Source organism: Paenibacillus sp. PCH8 (assembly GCF_002968835.1).
In the GTDB taxonomy this organism is placed as follows: Bacteria; Bacillota; Bacilli; order Paenibacillales; family Paenibacillaceae; genus Paenibacillus.
Map to the genome: position 1 here is coordinate 142290 of NZ_PKQK01000007.1, position 21940 is coordinate 164229.

Here is a 21940-nt window from a genome sequence, read left to right on the forward strand (position 1 = left end):
GCTCGTTAGTTTATATCTATATTCTGTCCTTGTTGATGTTATATACTCTTAATTACGCTTCGATGTAAATACCGATCGATTTGCCACCGGCTTCTATACGTTCCATGGACTCATTCGAGCCAAATGTAACTTCGGTTACCAGTACATTCTCACGCAACACATCATCGAACGCCTGAATAGCTTCCTGAAGGGATGCATCCACATCCAGCGTCAACCGCACTCTTTTCTCAATTGGCAGGTCCAGTCGTTTGCGGGTATCTTGCACGGCACGAACCACTTCACGAACCCAACCTTCTTGTTCCAAGGCTGTCGTGATTTCAGTATTGAGAGCAACCGTCAGACCGTAACCAGATGCCGAGGCAAAGCCTGATTTGGCCTGTTTATCGACCAACAATTCTTCGCTCGTCACTTGCAGCTCTTCGCCTTCCGGAGTAACGATGTTCAGCACACCTTCCGAAACCACTTTACGTGTCTCATCCGCGGACATTCCCTTGAAGAAGTTTTGCAGGAAACCTACGTTTTTGCCGTATTTTTTACCGGCGACCTTCAGGTTCAGCTTCAATGTAAAGTCAACGAATTCCGCATCATTATGCTCGGTACGAATTCCTTTCACGTTGATCTCTTCCTTGATGATCTCTTCATAACTTGCCAGATCAAAGCCCTGATCCAGGGAAACGATCAATTCGGACAGTGGCTGACGCGTCTTGATGCCAGTTTCGTTACGTACGTTACGGGCAAGTTCAACCACGCGGCGAGCTGTCTCCATATCCTGTTCCAATTCCACATCAATTAACGCTTCATTAGATACCGGATAGTCTTCCATGTGAACACTCTCACCTGTTGCAAGGTTCAAATAGATGTCTTCTGCAAGCATAGGTGTGAACGGAGCAACCAGTTTGGCAGTCGTCACCAGCACCTCGGTAAGTGTACGGTAAGCGTCCAGTTTGTCTTCTGTCAGTCCGCTGCCCCAGAACCGGTCACGGGAGCGACGGATATACCAGTTACTCAGCTCATCAACGAAAGCTTCAATCGCTCTGGATGAATTCAAGTAGTCGTTAACCAACAGCGCTTTTTCTACAACCAGAATCAGACTGTTCAGTCTCGACAGAATCCAGCGATCCAGCTTGTGTGCCGACAATTGGAACGGATGCTCCTGTGGATCAAATCCGTCAATGGTAGCGTACAGTGTCAGGAATGCATGGGTGTTAACCAGCGTATCCACCATTTTGGATTTTGCTTCGCCTACGATGCCTTTGGAGAAACGTTTGCTGTTCCATGGTGCACTGTCAGACAGCAAAGCCCAGCGGAATGCATCTGTACCGTATTCTTCAATCACTTCCCAAGGATCAACAACGTTGCCTTTGGATTTGGACATTTTATGTCCGTTCTCATCGAGAACGTGTCCTGTAGCCATAACCGCTTTGTAAGGCGCTTTGCCTGTCAAAAGGGTAGAGACAGCCAGCAAGCTGTAGAACCAGCCACGTGTCTGGTCAATCCCCTCACAGATCATATCTGCAGGATACTGCTGTTCAAATACTTCTTTATTTTCAAATGGATAGTGCTGCTGGGCAAACGGCATCGAGCCGCTGTCGAACCAGACATCGATCACTTCCGGTGTACGTTTCATTTCATACTTGCCACAAGAGCTCATGACTTTGACATCATCTACATAAGGTTTATGCAATTCCAGATTCTCAGGCACATCTCCTACCGCACGAGCACGCAATTCAGCAATGCTGTGTGGAGCAAATTGTTCGCCAGTCTCCTCGCACATCCAGATATTCAGCGGGGTACCCCAGTAACGGTCACGACTGATATTCCAATCCACCAGATCTTCAAGGAATTTACCAAAGCGGCCTTCACGAACATGACCAGGGTACCAATCCACTTCACTGTTATTCGCAATCAGCTGATCCTTGATGGCCGTGGTTTGGATAAACCAACTGTCCATTGCATAGTACAGAAGTGGCGTGTCACAACGCCAGCAGAATGGATAGCTGTGCTCGTATTTCTCTTTGCTGAACAGACGTCCTTTCTCGGACAGATATCTCACGATATCAATATCACAATCCTTCACGAAACGTCCGGCAAAATCAGTAACCTCAGCAACAAATTTACCTTCCAGGTCTACCATGTTTACAAAGCTGATACCATTCTCACGGCATACACGATAGTCATCTTCACCATGGGCAGGTGCCATGTGTACGATACCCGTACCACTCGCATCCGTTACAAAACCTGCGCCCAGGATAATATTTGCTTTTTCGGCCTGGATGTAGTTAAACGGAGGATCATACGTTTTGCCAACCAGGTCAGCACCTTTCAATGCGCCAATGATTTCGTACTCACCCTTGGCATCTTTCATGACTTTCTCAACCAGATTGGTTGCCATGATGTACACTTCATTATCTTGGCGAACACGAGAGTAGTCCATATTCGGATTCACCGCAAGTGCCACGTGTGAAGGCAACGTCCAAGGAGTCGTCGTCCAGGCAAGCACGAATTCTCCGCTGTCATTCAGCTTGAATTTCGCGGTAGCGCTCAGATCTTTGACGTCCTTATAGCCTTGTGCAACTTCATGGGAACTCAGTGTAGTCTGACAAGATGGACAATACGGGCTTACGCGGTGACCACGATACAGCAACCCCTTCTCGTGAATCGTCGCCAAGATATTCCATACACTCTCGATGTAGTTGTTATCCAATGTGATGTATGGGTTATCCATATCTGTCCAGTATCCAATGCCTTCAGTCAGATCGCGCCATTGTTGTTCGTACTCGAATACGCTCGCTTTACATTCGTTAATGAATTTCTCCACGCCGTAATCTTCGATTTCCCACTTGTGGGAGATGCCCAGCTTCTTCTGTACACCTAGCTCTACAGGCAGACCATGTGTATCCCAGCCCGCTTTACGAACGACACGGTAACCCTTCATCGTGTTATAACGTCCAATGAAGTCCTTGATTACCCGTCCTAGCACGTGACCGATATGCGGTTTGCCGTTAGCCGTAGGCGGCCCTTCATAGAATACAAAGTTCGGCTTGCCCTCACGGTTTTCGATGGATCTTTTGAACGTATTCTCCGTTTTCCATTTATCTAATACGCGTAATTCCCTGGCACGTGCTTTCTCTTTGACGTCAACTCGTTGCATGCTGATCAACTTCCTTTCCGTTTGTGTTAAGTTGTGGACCGTCCACAAAAAGCGTTTCAATCCCCCTAAATCCCCCTTGCCAAGGGGGACCCCATAGGCGCTCCGCCCTCTGGACACCCGGGAAGGGTTGTCGTTGGTGGATCAGTGGCGCTTATGGGCGAGGGTTTTATGTGCGTAGTGGTGGCCATTCTGCGGCTGTTCCCTGCGCGAACGCCGCCTGGCCTTTACTGCGAGGCCGGTATTGCCGGGCGCTTTGCTTCCCCGGCGAGTGGGCTCTCTCCTTGAGGTCCCTTCGGGCCTCATGGGCGTTCGCCTTTTTTTGGACACAAAAAAACCTCGTCCCTGGAAAGGGACGAGGTTGTGCTCGCGTTACCACCCTAATTCTGTTCATCACAAACCACATCCAGGCGAGCCTGAGTATGCTCTTTCATCAACAGCGCTTATGCCCCGCTACACTACTGCAGGGTGCCGTTATAACGTACGGCTTACGGTTCGGCTTACACACGGCAATCAATTTCACCGCTTCAGCGTTACTTCTCCGGGGAGATATTCGGCTATAACTCATCCATTGGTTTGCACCAACCACCAACTCTCTGAGGGATGAGATCATAACGTACTGAACCCGTCATGGAATCACTATTCATTATGAATATAGTTATAGCCTCTTTGCAGGCAAAAGTCAACCGGGCAGCAGACTAATAAATCTCTTTCATCTCCCGCTCACGATCACGAACTTCCTGCTCCCGGCTCTCCAGCACTTCCCAACCATCCTGGGTCAACAGTTCAAGCTGTGCTTCAACAAGCGTGCGGAAACGGGCACGATAAATCGATGCCTGCTTTTTCAGTTCTTCCACTTCCATAGCAATCTTACGCGATTTCCCCAACGATTCGTTGATGATTCGGTCCGCATTTTTCTCTGCTTCCTTCACGATCAACTGAGCTTCTTTCTTCGCATTACTCTTCACATCATCAGCAGCTTCCTGCGCAATGATGATCGTTTTGCTTAGCGTCTCTTCAATCGTTGCAAAATGATCAAGCTTTTCCTGAACGGACAGCAACTGATTGCTCAGCTCTTTGTTCTCGCGAATGACGCCTTCGTAATCTTTGATGACTTGGTCCAGGAATTCGTTGACTTCATCCTCGTCATACCCGCGCAAACGTCGGGAAAATTCCTTGTTGTGTATGTCCAGCGGCGTTAATGGCATGCTGTCCACCTCCTGTAAAAGTTCCTTCCCGTTCAGAGAAGGTTTGCAGCATATGGGTTCCACCCAAAAGGCCGTACGTTTGATGCCCAACACTGGCAACTTATACGGAATGCAGGATCAGAATCGCATCCTTTAGACGTTCATTTTAGAACTTTAACTTTAATGTATATCGGAAACACCGCGTATTTTCTACACCTTTACGTAAATATTTCGACAGAAAAGCCAATTTTCCTGCAACAGAGTTAAGCAAATTTGCCGATTTTCACTCGGCAGCGCCCTTTTTTTGTCATTCCATCCTGTTCGATGATCTTGAATCGACCCAGTCCCTGAATGGATACGACATCCCCCGCTTTTAATGACTTCGATGGATCTTCCTCAACCTTCCAGTTCACACGACACCGTCCGGCTTTGATTGGCACAAGCACTTTGCTTCGACTCAGCCGGTGCACATCTGCACAGATGCTATCCAAACGAAGAGAAGCAACTGTAATATCCATTGTCTCCAGTTTGTTCTCTGACCACTTCATCTGATCCAATGAAAGCAACTCTGTAAATACATGTAACCGATGTACCTGATTCAGTTGAAGCGATAAAAAAGCGCCGGTTTCAGCCGCCACCACTGTATGGCAACCGTCCTCCAGCACTTGGATATCCCCGATCTTTCCCCGTTTCATCCCCAGTCCGAGCAGAGAACCCATATAGTCCCCATGCTCCAGTTCCGAGATTTTCTGATCGTCAGACGTGATACTCAGCACCTGCATACCCATATCCTCATCATCCAGATACCGATAATCCGGCGCAACCAGTGCACGCTTCCGCTCAGCAGCTTCGTAACCGCCATCCAGACGAATCTGAACGTCGTCGCGACGATTCGCAAGGGTTTGCAAAATAAAAACCTGTCTTGGGTCAAGAAAGTCAGTTAGCTTCACGTCGTGAAACTGACCTGCGCGCTCAACCCAATCCGAAGCCTTATCTACGAAATCCCGCTCATCGTGACTAAAATGTTCGTAAATTTCACCGCTCATCTATGTCACCCTACCCTGTTATGCAAAATACTGAAGTATAGAGATCAACCCGTTAAGCGCGAGTTGCAGAACAATCAACGCCACGATCGGGGAAATATCCAGTACACCGAACAAAGGCGGAATAAATTTACGGAAAGGTCTTAGATAGGGTTCCACTAATTTGCCTAACCATTCACCGATGAAGCTTTCCCGTGCGTTGGGAAGCCATGACATCAATATGTAGACAATGACCATGTAAAAGTAAATCTGATATGCAAAACCCAAAATATTAGCTATCAACTCCAAAAGTGGCTCACCTCATTCTGTTATAATCTTGCTCGCTGTCAGCCAGTATTTCCGTAATAGACCCCTGAATTTCAACCGTATCTGGCGTACAGAGAAAAATGTTTCCGCCAATTTTGGAAATACCGCCACCCAATGCATACACCGTGCCACTCAAGAAATCGATAACGCGCAGCGCCTGATCCTGACGTATTCGTTGCAAGTTCACGACAACGGTACGATGCGAACGCAGATGGTCGGCAATCTCCTGAGCCTCGTCATAAGAACGCGGTTCATACAGGACAACTTTAACATTTTTCTGGGAATGAATGCTCACCACATTATTACCCCTTTGATTTCTACGTTTATCGAGACTGGAGGTTTCATTTTCTTGTTGTTCAGACTCATTATCCTCTTGCGCAGCCAACCGTTCACGTTCCACAATCTCTTCCTCTTCCTGAAGTCCGAGGAAATTCATAAATTTATTCATTACGCCCATCGTGAACCCTCCTCTTTTCCTACAAGAATCGATCCTAGCCGTACCCAGGTTGCCCCTTCTTCAATGGCCACTTCAAAATCATTGGACATCCCCATCGACAACTCGGTCAATGGTTCTGCTGTTAGAGCTTGTCCATTCAATTGATCTCTTAACTCACGCAAACCTCGAAACACGGGACGCGTTAGCTCCGGATTTTCCTCATGAGGTGCCATAGTCATCAGGCCGACGACCTTGAGGTTGGTGAACGAACGGATATCACGTAAAAATGAACTTGCTTGTTCAGGCTGTAAGCCATACTTGCTCTCTTCACCCGAAATATTCACCTGCAAAAACGTTTCCACTTGTATGCCAAGCGAAGCCGCCTTCTTATCCAGCTCCTTGGCTAAGGACAAACGATCCAGTGAGTGTATGTAACGAAACTTGCCGATGACGTCTTTCACCTTATTCGTCTGCAAATGACCGATAAAATGCCAGGTACCTTGCTGACCAAAAGCTTCCCATTTGGCCTGTGCATCCTGCCATCGGTTTTCTCCAATATGCTCAAGACCATGATCCAGAACAGCTCCCGTTGTCTCCAGCGAGACATATTTCGTGACCGCAATCACATTCACATCATCACGATGACGGTTACTGCGCTGACATGCATCCTCGATCTTCTGATTTACCTGTTGTATACGCGCCTCCAATGACACAGAGGGTCACCTCTCTTCCAGCCCAATAAAGCTTGCCATTCTCCCTGTTACTCCATTTTCCTTCCGATAGGAGAAAAAAAGTTCGGGATGACAACTTGTACACCATGTTGTACATTCGATATGATCCGGCAATATTCCTGCTTTCATCATAATGTGTCGATTGCATTCTTTCAAGTTTAACATCGTTTTACCGTTTGCAACGGGTTGATACACTTGTTTAGAAGCAGAATTCTCGTATTCATCATTACCCGGGGAATCCTCAAACCAAACCCGCACATGCTGCATAACCGCCTCATCCACTTCATAACAGCAATCCCCAATAGATGGACCAATGGCAGCCCGAATATCCTGTCTGCGGCTTCCATATTCTCGTTCCATCGTCTCCACCATCGATACTGCAATACCAGCAACGGTACCTTTCCAGCCAGCATGAGCAAGACCAACCGCCTGTCGTACAGGATCATAGAAATACAAGGGAACACAGTCTGCATAAAAAGAAGTCAGCAGTACCCCAGGCACATTGGTGACGAGTCCATCGGTATCTTGCAATGCTGACTGACGATCAAGTAGCCCTCTGCCCCGATCTTCAGCGGTGATTACAGTTACGTCTTTGCCATGCACTTGCTCTCCACAGGTCCATGCTTCCGCTGCAAAGCCAAGCTTCTCGGTTACAAGCCTGCGGTTATTAAGTACAACTTCAGGATCATCCCCCACATGATAAGCACAATTGAGCGTAGCATAGGGAACATTTCCGATACCACCATGTCTTGTCGTAAACCCGACCGTTAACTTCTCGAAGTGCTGTCTCCAAGGCTCAACATATAATAATAACGGGTCAGAGCCGAAATCTGAATTTGGGCTCTCTGTCCGTTCAAGTAATTCCTTATTCAATACAAATGGTTCCATTCTCTCACCTCACCACTTCCAGTGTACCAAATGAGCCACATTCTGTCTCATTTATATCGTCCGCCGCTGATTACGATCCACACGTTCAATGCGCTCCACTCGTTCCGTGCGATTATGCTGCTGTTCATCGTACAGACGTGCTTCACGATCACGCTCATCATACGTACTTTCCTTGACCTCATCCATTTTCACCAAAATCACATCCGATCCAATCTTCACAATATTTCTCCAGGGGATGACCAGATCTGTCCCTCCTCCAAAGAAGCCCATAAACCGGCTGTATCCCGGCACCACTATCGCTTCAATTCGTCCCTGCTTCAAATCCAGTTCCAAGTCACTGATCTGACCCAGACGTTTACCATCCGTGATGTTAATAACATCCTTTGTCTGAAAGTCGGAGATTTTCATGCCTCGTGCTGCTGACTCGCTCGTATTCACTTTCATCTAGTTCCGCCCCCTGTCATTCCTCTTCTGCCCGATCTTCCGCTCGCTCTATACAATATATGTTTCAAGGGCGAAAAATGTCCTGTTTTTCAGCTCTGAACTGAAATAGCGATGAGAAATTAACGGTCTCGTCCCATACGAAAAGTGGAAACAACCCATACAAAAAGACGACCAACGGTGTACACTGCCCCGATTGATCGCCCTCCTGACCCTACATCTTGTTACGACTTCACATGTTTTTGCATCTGTTGTATCGCTGATTTCTCCAGACGTGATACCTGAGCCTGGGATATCCCAATTTCATCAGCCACTTCCATCTGGGTTTTCCCTTCAAAAAAACGCATGGACAGAATCATTTTCTCTCGCTGACCAAGACGATGCATAGCTTCACGAAGTGCAATTTCCTCGATCCACGATACATCCTTGTTTCTATCATCACTGATCTGATCCATGACATAGATCGGATCTCCACCATCATGATAGATCGGTTCGAACAGCGAAACCGGGTCCTGAATGGCGTCCAATGCAAATACAACATCTTCCTTAGGCACATTCAGTACTTCCGCAATTTCGAATATCGTCGGTTCCCGGGAATTTTTATTCGTCAGGCTGTCACGGACCTGAAGTGCTTTGTAAGCAATGTCCCTCAAGGAGCGAGATACCCGAATCGGGTTATTATCACGCAGGTACCTGCGAATTTCACCGATAATCATCGGCACCGCGTAGGTTGAGAATTTGACATTCTGGGATAAATCAAAATTATCAATGGCTTTCATCAGGCCGATGCAACCAACCTGGAACAGATCATCGACAAACTCCCCCGATTGTTAAAACGCTGAATGACACTGAGTACCAGACGCAGGTTGCCATTCACTAATTTCTCTCTTGCTGAGCGATCATGGTGTTGCTGAAGGGAATGAAACAATTCCCTCATTTCAGTGTTGGTGAGGACAGGCAATTTTGCGGTGTCCACGCCACAAATCTCGACTTTGTTTCGGGTCATCGTGATTTACCTCCCAAGGAGAAACATTAATGTACATTATCTCCGGGGGAGGCTTTTTTATTCGTACTTGGCACCCTTGCCAGTAATAACCATTCTGGTCAGCGATGCATTTCAGACCATTTTATTGAACTCCTTACGGAGTCTTTTAATGATTCTTTTTTCGAGACGAGAGATGTAGGATTGGGAGATTCCAAGCAGGTCGGCCACATCTTTTTGTGTCTTTTCTTCCCCATCCGTCAAGCCAAAACGAAGCTCCATAATCATTCGCTCACGTTCCGTTAATTTTTCCAGCGCCTTGTGCAAAAGTTTCCGGTCTACCTGTTCTTCAATATTCCGATAGATTGTATCGTTCTCCGTGCCCATTACATCGGATAATAATAGTTCATTTCCGTCCCAATCAATGTTGAGCGGTTCATCAAAAGAAACTTCAGTTCGGATCTTACTGTTGCGTCGCAAGTACATCAGAATTTCATTTTCGATACAGCGTGAAGCATAGGTGGCCAGCTTGATTTTCTTTTCCGGGTCAAAAGTATTCACTGCTTTAATCAGTCCGATAGCTCCAATGGAAACCAGATCCTCGATGTTGATGCCTGTATTCTCAAATTTGCGGGCGATGTATACAACCAGACGCAGATTGCGCTCAATCAGCATTGCGCGAATGGCGGAATCTCCAGATGATAATTTTTGTAGCAAAAATTCTTCTTCTTCCCTTGTCAATGGCGGTGGGAGTGCCTCACTTCCCCCAATATAATAGATCTCTTCACTTTTGAGTCCCAACAGAAATAACAGACGGTAATATTGCAGCTGCGCCACCAGTTTCCATTTCACAAGCATGTACGTTCCTCCTATACCACATTCAGCGGCTTTTCTGTTGCTCCCGCAGAGAGAACCGTAGACTGCGCAGAAGCAGCGTCTTGCACAAGTTCAGGATGTATCACGGCCTGGTATTTCCCATCCGACGACAAAACACCCCCGTCTAACCCAATTAATACTCTTGTCGTCTCATAACATTTTTCTTCCATCGTGACTCTTACCCGGTCCGGTTTCATCGCCAGCATAAACGCAGTACCTTTGTTAATGCCTCGATAGGGTACAAGCCGCAGTCGATCCTGCCACTGAAAGCTCTCCTGATCAAGCTCCATAATAAGGTTGTCCGGCGCCTCATCCTTGAGCCTGCCCTTCCATGAAGCAGGCAACCTGTCTTGCCATAACGAAACTTCCATCACCATCACTGGCATGCGCGATAAGGGATCTGTGAGCTGATTACCCGTATCCAGAAGGCCTGTACAAGAAATAACGACCTCATCGATGTAGACCTCAACTTTACCCAAATAGGTGGTCATACGATCTGTTTTCCGTTTGGAGCTTTGCACCGTTTTGAACAGGAGCAGGACTGCAAAGAATACAATAAAGGTAAACCAGAAGGCAATCTTCAGATCAAATGACATACCGCCAGATGCCGTAAACCAGATACCGTTGAACAACTCTCCTGAGCTCTGAAGCATGTAGTGCACACCGAGAATACCTCCAGCAGCGACAAAATTGATCACATAAAAGGTACCCAATGTTCTCGCAAAAGCCTGTAGACCTTTAAAACCAAAAGCAATGCTCAGCATAATCAGAGAAAACCCGAACTTGATCAGAAAGGTGAACATAAAATCAAACTCCGGCACAAACATCATGACGACGTATAACGCGCCCACGATGGCTGACAGCAACCATCTCCACCAGACCAGCTTAGTCTTGCGCATCCAGGCAGTCAGTCCGATGAGTGCACCGTCAATACACAGGTTTGTCAAAAAAATTAGATCCACGTACACAACCAAGCTCTTCACCTACCTGCAACCAACATACCGAAATCACGTTATTCGATATTCATGAGCATATTCACAAGTATACGGAGCCCTCTTTTCAAAGTCTGTCTAATCATGGGGGCATCGTTCCAACTTTTTTTGTCGGAATTACTCAAACTTGTTGTTCAGAATTTGTTCAATGATGTATGCTACGATATAAAAAAAACAAAAAAAACCCGCTCGCTCCATAAGGAGCGTCGGGTTTTCAATACATTAAATTGAGTATTAATCGTTGTTATTATTGCGTGAACGATTGCGTAAAAATGTCGGAATGTCCAGCTGATCATTGCTCGGCTGATTTCCGAATGGACGCAGATTCGGCGAACGTGTATCTGCCGTCTCCGTTGCTGGAACGGGCTTACGTCCTGGTGGTGGTGAAGCTGGCTTGTCTTCAAAGCCGGTTGCGATAACCGTAACCTTGATTTCTTCTTTCAGGTCTTCATCAATGATGGCACCAAAGATCATGTTCACATCCGGATCGGAAGCAGATGTAACAATTTCTGCAGCTTCATTCACTTCATATAGGGACAGGTTAACGCCACCCGTAATGTTCATGATTACGCCGCGAGCACCTTCAATGGATGTCTCAAGCAGAGGACTCATAATAGCTTTGCGTGCTGCTTCTGCCGCACGATTCTCACCTGTTGATTCACCAATACCCATAAGGGCAGATCCACGTTCATGCATAATCGTTTTTACATCAGCAAAGTCAAGGTTGATTAGACCCGGTACAGCGATCAGATCAGAGATACCTTGTACCGCTTGACGAAGTACATTATCCGCTTGACGGAATGCTTCAAGCATTGGTGTCTTTTTGTCTACGATTTCGAGCAAACGATCATTAGGGATCACAATCAGTGTATCCACTTTTTCCTTGAGAGCTTCAATGCCTTGCTCTGCATGACTGGAACGCTTACGTCCTTCAAATGTAAACGGACGAGTTACGACACCCACTGTGAGTGCACCACACTCTTTAGCGATTTCGGCAATAACCGGAGCCGCACCTGTACCTGTACCGCCGCCCATACCCGCGGTAACAAATACCATGTCTGCACCTTTCAACGTGTTCATGATCAGATCGCGGGATTCTTCCGCTGCTTTTTTACCTACATCCGGGTTTGCGCCAGCACCAAGACCACGAGTCAATTTATCACCGATTTGCAATTTGTGCTCGGATTTCGCAAGATGTAACGCCTGCGCATCCGTATTCACTGTAATAAATTCCACACCTTGTACACCATTTTCAATCATACGGTTGACTGCATTGCTTCCGCCGCCGCCTACACCAATGACTTTAATCTGAGCCAAGCTCTCCATCTCGAAATCAAATTCCAACATATTATTCCATCTCCCCCTCAATGTGCATGGATGGCCCGTCCAATTTTTGATTTGAACCGAATCAATTTCATATATCGACGAACGAAAGCGTTTATTTTAGAACCAGCGCATTCACACGGCTTCAAGAATGTATGAAATGGATCCAACCTGTTATATAAATTCACTGAACATATTCTTCAGTCGTTCGAATAGACCGGGTTTTTGTTCCGAATCCTGCGCCATATTCGGCTTAGGACGGTTGGTCGGTTTCTTGTTGTTATTGTTGTTATTTCCACCGCCGTTATTAATCGCAGGACGAATGCGCAGACTACGAATTACACTGTGCAGTATGCCGACTCCGCTTGTGAATCCTGGGTCGCGTACACCAATATAATCCGGAACTGCAACCCGTACCGAAGCAGCAAGCTCATGCTGAGCTACCTGCAGAACACCCGGCATAGAAACCGTACCTCCCGTTAATATATAACCTCCAGGAAGGTCGTTGTAACCAAGACGCTTCACTTCTTGAGCAATCATCTGGAATATCTCCTGAACTCTAGGTTCAATAATAGCCGCCAGATCCTCTTGTGAGAACTCCTTGTCTACATTGCTACCAATTCGGGTTACTTTAAACATAACATCCGCAGCAGCATCATCCAACCAGGCGCAACCATACTTCAGTTTCACCTTCTCTGCCTGATCCGTTAATGTGCGTAAACCATAAGCGATATCATTTGTAACAAACTCCCCGCCAATAGGCAACGTTGATGTTGCGACAAGACTGTCTTCTTCAAAAATGGCGATAGTTGTTGCACCTGCCCCAATATCAACAAGTACGGAACCCATCGTTTTTTCATCCTTGGATAAAGCCAGTTGACCCGCTCCAAGCGACATGAGAACCAGATCGCTTACTTTCAGACCCGCTTTTTCCACGCAGCGCAAAAGATTATGTATCGCGGTTTTTGCACCGGTAATGATCGTCGCTTCAACTTCCAGACGAACACCAATCATACCACGGGGGTCCTGAATGCCCTCCAAGCCATCCACAACATATTGCTTGGCGACAACATCAATAATTTCCCGTTCCGGTGGAACTGCAATCACTTCGGCTGCTTTCAGCACTCGCTCCATGTCTTCTTCTCCGATTTCACGATCCTCATTAGACACTGCCACTACGCCGTGACTGCTCATCAGTCCGATATGATTTCCCGAGATTCCAACATATACTTCGGATATTTGAATACCTACCATACGCTCTGCATGATCCACTGCGTTGCGAATCGATTGCACCGTCTGATCGATATCTACGATTACACCTTTGCGAATTCCCTCCGAGTCGGCAGATCCAACTCCTATAATATTAAAGGTTCCATTATTCATTTCCCCAATAATAGCGCGAATTTTGGATGTACCGATGTCCAAACTAACAATGATGTCATTGTTACTCAAGTCTGTGGCACCTCCTGACTCCAATAGTAAAATACGTTCGAATTTAAATACTCATACAACATATTCAACACACTTCAGGCTTTCCCTCTTTTTTCTACAATTTTTTTGGGTGCCGAGTTCTGGTTGCGAGACATAAAACCTTGAAGAAAAAAGAAGGAGGCAACTCATGTGCCATAAGTTAAAGTGTATCATTTTTTCTTCATCTCAGAAAGAACAAGTTTCATTGCTCTAACGGGGGCAACCCCTGACATGCCTAGGCTTTCATATTCAGTCCAGCCTCAGGCTAGCAAAGATCAGGGGCTTGCTCCCGGTTCAGCATCATCTTCCGGGTCATCTGGAATGAAAGGAACATAGGTATCTGCCTCAAGCATGGTGATTTTCCCAGGCCGTTCGGTCTCAATCACCTGATTCAGATACTCCACTTTATCCGATAACTGTGAGACTGTTGTAATCACTTCAAACTGAGATTTGGTATACATCCGAATCTGATCCGGAAATGAAGGCGTAGGGTTCGGAATAATCTCCGAAATATCCGTTGTCAATTCATTCGGAATTTTAGCCAGCGTCTCACTCAATTTGGCTTTGAGCGGATCATCAGCCTTCCACTGGGTCAATATCGGCTTCTCTACAGCAACACCAATCGTTGCGGGGACCGTCAAGCTTGTCCCACTCGCCAATATCGCTTTGAGCGTACCGTCAGAATCAAGTTCGTACGCCACCGTTGGATATTCCTGAACCTTAATATGAATAATGCCCGGAAATTGCTTATCCACGGTAACCGTTGAAACAGCCTTGATCATCTTGAGACGCTCAATGACCTCGGCAGCGCTTGTCCCAAAAAATTGATCGCCCTCTTTCAAACCGCTTTTCTCCAGCAGTTCTGAGGTTGCTGTGTATACATTACCCGTAATTTCAACTGCCGAGATTCGGCTCATAGAAGAACGAAAGAATAAAACAGAGAGTAATACAATAAAAAGTAATAACAGAATAATTACAATTTTACGGCTTGTATTTCCTTTTGGCCGATTCTTCTTCAGAACCGGAATTTGACTTTTAGGCATAAGTAGCGCTCCACAAGGCCTCAGGTCCCCTCCCTTCAGAAGGGGACTCCAAGGACGTTAATTGGCAAAATCCAACTCTTTCGAAACGGGCGACTGTCGTTCAACCGATGCTCCAAGACTCTGGAATAACTTCTCGATCTGATCATACCCCCGGTCAATATGATGCACTTGCTCCACAACCGTTTTGCCCTGAGCAGCCAGCCCTGCAATAACCAAAGCTGCACCTGCACGAAGATCGGTCGCTTCTACTGTAGCCCCGTAGAGACGGGGAACACCACGGATAAATGCCGCATTCAGATCAACTGAAATATCAGCTCCCATCACATTCAGTTCATCCACATGTTTGAACCGGCCTTCGAATACCGTTTCCTTCATTACACTGAATCCGTCTGCCAGACTAAGCAGCACCATGAATTGCGATTGCAGATCTGTTGGAAATGAAGGATACGGAGAAGTCACAATGCGGTCCACTGATTTGGGACGGCTCATACAGCTCACCGTCATTATATCATTGCATACTGTGATTTGAACACCAGTGCGCTTCAACACATGTATAAGTGAAGTAAGATGAGCAGGATTGCAATGGGTAAGCGTAACATTACCTCGCGTTGCAGCGGCCGCGATCATCACGGTACCCGCAACGATTCGATCCGGTATAATCTCATACGAACAAGGCTTGAGTTTCTCAACACCATTAATCGTAATCGTATCCGTTCCTGCACCAATAATGCTCGCACCCATGGCATTCAGGAAATGTTGCAAATCCTGTATTTCAGGTTCTCTTGCCGCATTACAAATGGTTGTGGTTCCTTCAGCCATAACGGCTGCCATCATGATATTCTCGGTCGCTCCCACGCTCGGGAAATCCAAATGAATGTCTGTACCCACCAGATTGTGCCCTCGACAGATGATCTGCTGGTCTTGCTCTTCAATCAAAGCTCCGAGCGCTTCCAGGCCCCGGAGGTGAAGATCAATTTTACGTTCTCCAATGGCGCAGCCACCTGGCTGGTATACTGACACTTGCCCAAACTTCGCCAGCAATGGTCCCATCAAGAAAATGGAAGAACGCATCTGCTTCATTAGATCTTCTGGCACATCATATGACCGGATAGACGACGTATTAATCGTCACTGTTCCCTGTTCATGCCGACACGTGCATCCAAGCCGTTCCAGGATATACAGCATCACTTCAATGTCCAGCAAGTGAGGAACGTTATGCAGCGTAACTTCTCCATCTGCCAACAAACTTGCGGCCATAATCGGTAAAGCAGCATTTTTTGCTCCATGGATGCGTATGGATCCTGATAGGGGTTTCCCGCCTTCAATCACCAATTTGTCCAATGTATCACCTCCGGGGTTTACCGCTCACCCACTACGAAGACTTCCGGTACCAGGTTAATACCGTTTTGAGATGATATAGTGCTCTGAATCTGCTGCATTAGGGTGATAACGTCCTCTGCTGTTGCTTGGCCTGTATTGACAATGAAATTGGCATGCATGGTGGATACCTGTGCGCCTCCCTGAGTCAATCCCTTCAGCCCTGCTGCTTCAATCAGACGGGCTGCATGATCACCCGGGGGATTACGGAACACGCTGCCTGCACATGCCATCTGCAGTGGCTGTGTGCGGCGTCGGCGATCTTTGTATGCCGCCATGGCTTCCGAAATGACTTTGCGCTCTCCCTGCTGAAGTTCAAATGCAGCTTCCAGCACGATGCCTCTCCGATCATGCAGAACAGAGTGGCGGTAGGCAAAATCCATGTCCTCCTTGCTGTAACGTACCAATTCCCCTGTCTCCAGTACAATCTCAGCGAATTTGAATATCCGTGACACATCCGATCCATGGGCACCCGCATTCATGTACACGGCTCCGCCGACAGTGCCGGGGATACCGCTGCCGAATTCCAGACCAGTCCATTCCTTTTTGGCAGCAATCACACTGAGTTTAACAAAAGAATGCGCCGCTCCGGCAGTTACGCCGCCTTCGTGAAATTCGGCATAATCAAAGCCTTCGCCTGGTTTCACAACAACACCACGTATTCCTTTGTCTGACACCAGCATGTTTGAACCCCGTCCAAGTTGCATCCACGGAATCTGATGCTTGTGAAGCAATTGAACAAGATGGATCATCTGCTCTTTATTCTCCGGAATGACCAGTGCATCCACAGGACCGCCGATCTTCCATGTGGTGTATTTGGCTAGCGATTCGTTTTCAAGAATTCTGCCAACATTATTCTGGGATAATACCGATATCCACTGCTGCATGTTTGCTTCCTCCTTTGCTTCAAAACCGGTGAACACGGCATGTTCTGCTGCTACAGACCGTGCTCTGGCGCCATGGAACGATGGTCACGATTTATACGGTATCTTATGTCAGCCCCGTCTTGTGTGTGACAATCGCCCACAAACACACGTTACCGGCGTGCAGCAAGACGCTGAATTTCACTCACGAGCACTTCGGCTGCATCCGGTTTCCCAAGTTTCCGGGAGGCTTCAGCCATTACTTTACGGCCCGCTTCATCATTCATAATCCTTGCAATGGCTTCATACAGTACTTTGCCTGTAAGATCCTTCTCCAGCATCGTGAGCGACGCACCTCCACGTTCAAGCATACGTGCATTAGCTTCCTGATGATTATTGGTCACGTTCGGTGACGGAATCAGGATAGAAGGGATACCTAATGATGTAATCTCCGCAAGGAATGATGCGCCTGCGCGGTTTACAATCAATGATGTGCAGGCAAGTACTTCGGGCATGTTATGCACATAGGGCAGGACATGCAGGTGGTTGGACATCGTTCCCAATGAACTGCGAATGGCTTCATGCGTTTCATCGAAATAGGTATCCCCTGTCACGTATACCACATGTACATCATCTAGTTGTTCCATCATTGGAGCCATGTCCACCATAGCTTGATTGATTGCTTTTGCTCCGCGACTGCCACCAACCACAAGAACCACCCGGCTGTTCATCGGTACACCTAGCGTGGCAAAACCACGATCGCGGCTGGCCTGGGCTACCGTAGTCGCTCGCGGATTACCGGTGTAAATCACCTTTTTCGCGCCAGCAAACGATTGTTCAGAACCTTCAAAGCTAACAGCAACGGTATCCACATAACGCTTCAGAAATTTGTTGGTCAGACCAGGAATAGCGTTCTGTTCATGAATTATACTCGGAATCCCCAGTTTTGTTGCTGCATACACCACAGGTCCGCATACATAACCGCCCGTACCAATCACGACATCCGGTTTGAATTCCTTCAGCATTTTTTTGGACTCACGTACACCTTGAACGAATCGCATGACCGTTTTCAGGTTTTCCATGGATAATTTACGTCGAAAACCGGTGATGTCAATGGATTTAAAAGGAATATTCTCCTGAGGTACCAGTTTGCTTTCCAGCCCTCTGGTTCCTCCAATATATAGAAATGTCGAGTCCGGGTTCTCCGCCTCGCATTGTCTTGCTATGGCGACGGCCGGATAGATATGTCCACCCGTACCGCCACCGCTTAGAACGACTCGCATCGCATAGTCACCTCGCATAACGGGATAAGTTCACTAAAATGCCCAGTGCTGTGAGCATGAGGGTCAATGATGATCCGCCGTAACTGATCAGAGGCAATGTAATACCCGTAACAGGCATAAGTCCAATGACAACACCAATATTAATAATCACCTGTACGGCTACCATACCTACGATCCCAACACCAAGCAGACTGCCGAAGGCATCCGGGAGGGTCATCGCTATACGCATTCCTCGCCACACCAGCACCAAAAACAACAGTAATACAATCATTCCACCTATAAAGCCGAGTTCTTCGGCCAAAATGCTAAAAATAAAATCCGTTTGCGGTTCGGGTACATAACTGTACTTCTGCCGGCTCATACCCAATCCCAATCCCGCAAGTCCCCCAGGACCAATCGCATATAACGATTGAATAATCTGATAACCGGCACCGAGCGGATCGGACCACGGGTCCAAAAACGCCGTTATACGTTGCAAGCGATAGGGAGCCGCGGCGATTAGCGCTGCAAAACCAACTACACCACCGAGAGCAAGCATAGAGAGATGTTTCATTCGTGCTCCGGCTGTGAAAATAATAAGCATTGATGCGCCCATCATCACGGTGCCTGTCCCCAAATCAGGTTGCAGCATAATAATACCAAAAGCCAAACCTATCAATCCCAGCGGTGGCATAAGCCCTGTTGTGAATGTCTTGATTTTGCCCGGTTCCTTGCTCAGCCAGTGAGCGAGAAACAGGATCATTCCCAACTTCATGAACTCAGAGGGCTGGATACCGAACGAACCAATGCCTAGCCAACTTCGTGCGCCGCCGCGAACGACTCCGATTCCAGGAATCAGCACCGCAATGAGCATAATAAAACAGGCAATCAATATTGGTTTGGCGTATTTCCTCCAGACCCGGTAGTCTACATTCGCGGTTACGGACATGGACACAAGCCCCAGCACCGCAAACAGAATCTGTCTTTTTACAAAATAAAACGAATCGCCATAATCATGAAAAGCAAGCACCGAGCCTGCACTATATACCATTATGATGCCGATGGCAAGCAATGCCAAAATACAAATCAGCAACCAAATATCTGGTGCCGGTCGCGTCTGTTTCATCAGGAGGCCACCCCTTGCATGGAAGTAGGGGCTTTTCCACCCCCCTACTTACAAGTTATGCGCCGCCTCTTTAAAAATGCGTCCCCGCTCTTCATAGGAAGCAAACATGTCCCAACTTGCACATGCCGGGGATAACAAAACGATATCACCGGCAGTCGCAAGCTTCGATGCTTCCTGCACAGCAACGGTCAACGTCCGGGCAGCGTCCTCCTCATTATCGACGACCTTAATTTGCTTTAATCCGGCGAGTTCAGCAACTTTTGCGATTTTGGCTCGATTCTCCCCAAGCACCACAACAGCTTTAACCCGCTCCTGGAACAGAGGCAGTAGTTCCATCATGTCCGAACCGCGATCCAGCCCCCCGGCAATTAACACGACTGGTTCCTTAAACGAATTCAACGCCATAACCGTTGCCTTCGAATTGGTGGCTTTGGAATTGTTGTAGTACGCTGAACCGTTATGTTGCAGAACATATTCAAGTCGGTGCTCAACTCCCTTGAAGTCCGCAAGCGGTGCAGCCAGCAACGCAGGATCAGCCCCTGCAGCTACAGCAATGGCTACAGCAGCCAGTGCATTTCCCACATTGAATTGTCCAGGAATAGCAATGTTCTCAATGTCAATGATGACGTAACGGCCTCCGCGGCCATCCGCATAGATGATCTGACGTTGTACATCATCCTCTTCTCCATCCACATAAGGAGGGTCCGCATACACACCAGCATCCAATTTCTCAGTCATCGAGAATGGTAGCAACCTGCCTTTGATGTAAGGAACAAGTTCGCGACATACCGCATCATCCCAATTCAGGATGGCTACGTCATCCGGTTGCTGATTGGCAAACAGTTTCGCTTTGGAGGCCACATAATCTTCCATGCCACCGTGATAGTCCAGATGTGTCTCTGTTACGTTAAGCAAGCTCGCAATACGTGGACGGAAATCAACCGTTCCTTTCAGTTGAAAACTACTAAGCTCTACAACCATCCAGTCATCTGGAGAAGCCAGCTCTGCCGCTTCACAGAGAGGTGTTCCAATATTGCCGGCAACGATCGGCTTGAGGCCGGCATGTTCCAACATTTCACCCACCCAAGTTGTCGTTGTTGTTTTGCCATTGGAACCCGTAATACCGATCATGGGTGCAGCACATAGATGATAAGCGACCTCTACCTCTGTCACCACCTCAATGCCCAATGCTAGGGCTTGCTGCACAGGAGGCGCATGATAAGGGATACCCGGGTTTTTGACGACCAGCTTCACATCACTGTGAATCAGATCATCCGGATGTCCACCGCATACAACAGAAATTCCCAAAGCCTCCAACTCGGAAGCTTCGGGACACTGTTCTCTCTCTTTTTTATCATTCACTGTAACTTTCGCTCCGGCACGATCCAAGACCTTGGCGACTTGCACGCCGCTTTTGGCCAATCCGAGCACGACCACTTGTTGTCCGCGATATGATTCAGGATGGTTCATGATTTACAACCCCTTGTTGAGATAAAGTCCAAGAGCGGCCAAAATTGCGCCTACCGCCCAAAAGGTAATGACAACCCGCCATTCCGACCAACCACTTAATTCAAAGTGATGGTGAATGGGGCTCATTTTGAATACACGCTTGCCTCGAGTCTTGAAAGACACCACCTGGATAACAACCGACAAGATCTCGATGACAAAAATACCACCAATAATGACAAAAAGAAGCTCGGTTTTCGTTACAATGGCTACTGCACCAATCGCACCGCCAATACCCAGAGAACCTGTATCTCCCATGAACACTTTGGCTGGATGTGCGTTATATACCAGAAAACCAAGCACAGCCCCAATCATCGCTGCTGCACACACCGCTGCCGGCATCGAAGTAGCTTGCATTGCCACAATGGCAAACGCACCAAAGGCAATCGCACTTACCCCGGACAGCAAACCATCGAGACCATCGGTAAAATTAACCGCATTCGTAATGGCAAGCATCATGAATACGACAAACGGATAATAGAACCAACCCGTCCAGTCGAACGAGAACGATGTTCCCGGGACGGAGATCGCTGTGCTGTGTCCATTCTGGATCAGCAAGTAACACATGACTGCACTGAAGAACAACTGCCCAAGCATTTTTTGTCTGGCCGTCAGTCCCAGCGAACGTTTGAACACAATTTTGATGTAGTCATCGAGGAAGCCAATCAGCCCGAATCCCAGCGTAGCCACGAGCAAGACATAGAAGTCTGTATTCTTGACTGCTGAGAATTTCAAAAAGGCCAACGTGAACGCTACTAAAATGACAACTCCACCCATTGTAGGTGTTCCGCTTTTTTTCAAATGGCTCTGAGGTCCATCTTCCCGAACCTGCTGTCCGAATTTCATTCGTCGTAAGAGCGGAATTAGGAGCGGTGCGGCAATCACCGCCAGAATAAATGAAACGCCGATTGTTAACAGTAATACCTGAAAATCCATGGGT

General features: G+C 47.4%; 19 protein-coding genes, 1 pseudogene and 1 other annotated feature. All 20 genes and pseudogenes read right to left on the reverse strand.

What is annotated here, in order from left to right; genetic code table 11:
- Positions 1-52: 52 nt before the first annotated feature.
- Entirely contained in the window at positions 53-3151 is a 3099-nt protein-coding gene (ileS, locus tag C0Q44_RS27440) for an isoleucine--tRNA ligase (RefSeq protein ID WP_105410320.1), read from the reverse strand.
- 345 nt (positions 3152-3496) lie between these two features.
- Positions 3497-3789, reverse strand: a binding site (T-box leader).
- Positions 3790-3846: 57 nt separating this feature from the next.
- Positions 3847-4356 (reverse strand): DivIVA domain-containing protein, encoded by a 510-nt coding sequence (locus C0Q44_RS27445; RefSeq protein ID WP_105410321.1) that lies wholly within the window; start codon positions 4354-4356, stop codon positions 3847-3849.
- 242 nt (positions 4357-4598) lie between these two features.
- Complete coding sequence (locus tag C0Q44_RS27450; RefSeq protein WP_105410322.1) at positions 4599-5381, reverse strand: YlmH family RNA-binding protein; 783 nt, start codon at positions 5379-5381, stop codon at positions 4599-4601.
- Positions 5382-5399: 18 nt separating this feature from the next.
- On the reverse strand, positions 5400-5666 hold the full coding sequence (locus tag C0Q44_RS27455) for a YggT family protein (protein WP_105410323.1): 267 nt from the start codon (positions 5664-5666) through the stop codon (positions 5400-5402).
- A gap of 7 nt (positions 5667-5673) precedes the next feature.
- The gene (locus tag C0Q44_RS27460) at positions 5674-6141 is read right to left on the reverse strand and encodes a cell division protein SepF (RefSeq protein WP_105410324.1); all 468 of its coding nucleotides are present in this window, start codon (positions 6139-6141) and stop codon (positions 5674-5676) included.
- Positions 6132-6833, reverse strand: a complete 702-nt coding sequence (locus C0Q44_RS27465) for a YggS family pyridoxal phosphate-dependent enzyme (protein ID WP_105410325.1) — start codon at positions 6831-6833, stop codon at positions 6132-6134. Before C0Q44_RS27465 ends, C0Q44_RS27460 begins: the two co-directional genes overlap by 10 nt.
- A 6-nt stretch (positions 6834-6839) precedes the next feature.
- Positions 6840-7739, reverse strand: coding sequence for a peptidoglycan editing factor PgeF (pgeF, locus tag C0Q44_RS27470; protein ID WP_105410326.1), 900 nt, complete (start codon positions 7737-7739; stop codon positions 6840-6842).
- 51 nt (positions 7740-7790) lie between these two features.
- Positions 7791-8183 (reverse strand): YlmC/YmxH family sporulation protein, encoded by a 393-nt coding sequence (locus C0Q44_RS27475; protein ID WP_181151194.1) that lies wholly within the window; start codon positions 8181-8183, stop codon positions 7791-7793.
- Between the two features lie 221 nt (positions 8184-8404).
- Positions 8405-9186, reverse strand: a pseudogene (gene sigG / locus C0Q44_RS27480) (RNA polymerase sporulation sigma factor SigG).
- 111 nt (positions 9187-9297) lie between these two features.
- Positions 9298-10020, reverse strand: a complete 723-nt coding sequence (gene sigE / locus C0Q44_RS27485; protein WP_105410327.1) for an RNA polymerase sporulation sigma factor SigE — start codon at positions 10018-10020, stop codon at positions 9298-9300.
- A gap of 11 nt (positions 10021-10031) precedes the next feature.
- Positions 10032-11012 (reverse strand): sigma-E processing peptidase SpoIIGA, encoded by a 981-nt coding sequence (gene spoIIGA / locus C0Q44_RS27490; protein ID WP_105410328.1) that lies wholly within the window; start codon positions 11010-11012, stop codon positions 10032-10034.
- 252 nt (positions 11013-11264) lie between these two features.
- Positions 11265-12377, reverse strand: coding sequence for a cell division protein FtsZ (gene ftsZ, locus C0Q44_RS27495; RefSeq protein WP_105410329.1), 1113 nt, complete (start codon positions 12375-12377; stop codon positions 11265-11267).
- A 150-nt stretch (positions 12378-12527) separates the two neighbouring features.
- Complete coding sequence (gene ftsA, locus C0Q44_RS27500; protein WP_105410330.1) at positions 12528-13805, reverse strand: cell division protein FtsA; 1278 nt, start codon at positions 13803-13805, stop codon at positions 12528-12530.
- 293 nt (positions 13806-14098) lie between these two features.
- Positions 14099-14866: a cell division protein FtsQ/DivIB gene (locus tag C0Q44_RS27505; protein ID WP_105410331.1), complete on the reverse strand. Its 768-nt coding sequence runs from the start codon at positions 14864-14866 to the stop codon at positions 14099-14101.
- Positions 14867-14923: 57 nt separating this feature from the next.
- Positions 14924-16207, reverse strand: coding sequence for a UDP-N-acetylglucosamine 1-carboxyvinyltransferase (gene murA, locus C0Q44_RS27510; RefSeq protein WP_105410332.1), 1284 nt, complete (start codon positions 16205-16207; stop codon positions 14924-14926).
- A 17-nt stretch (positions 16208-16224) separates the two neighbouring features.
- Positions 16225-17130: a UDP-N-acetylmuramate dehydrogenase gene (murB, locus tag C0Q44_RS27515; protein ID WP_105410333.1), complete on the reverse strand. Its 906-nt coding sequence runs from the start codon at positions 17128-17130 to the stop codon at positions 16225-16227.
- 149 nt (positions 17131-17279) lie between these two features.
- Positions 17280-18389: an undecaprenyldiphospho-muramoylpentapeptide beta-N-acetylglucosaminyltransferase gene (murG, locus tag C0Q44_RS27520; RefSeq protein WP_105410334.1), complete on the reverse strand. Its 1110-nt coding sequence runs from the start codon at positions 18387-18389 to the stop codon at positions 17280-17282.
- A gap of 7 nt (positions 18390-18396) precedes the next feature.
- A complete protein-coding gene (spoVE, locus tag C0Q44_RS27525) occupies positions 18397-19494 on the reverse strand; it encodes a stage V sporulation protein E (protein ID WP_105410335.1) in 1098 nt (365 codons plus the stop codon).
- A gap of 48 nt (positions 19495-19542) precedes the next feature.
- The gene (gene murD / locus C0Q44_RS27530) at positions 19543-20964 is read right to left on the reverse strand and encodes a UDP-N-acetylmuramoyl-L-alanine--D-glutamate ligase (RefSeq protein ID WP_105410336.1); all 1422 of its coding nucleotides are present in this window, start codon (positions 20962-20964) and stop codon (positions 19543-19545) included.
- A 3-nt stretch (positions 20965-20967) separates the two neighbouring features.
- On the reverse strand, positions 20968-21936 hold the full coding sequence (gene mraY / locus C0Q44_RS27535; RefSeq protein WP_105410337.1) for a phospho-N-acetylmuramoyl-pentapeptide-transferase: 969 nt from the start codon (positions 21934-21936) through the stop codon (positions 20968-20970).
- Positions 21937-21940 lie beyond the last annotated feature (4 nt).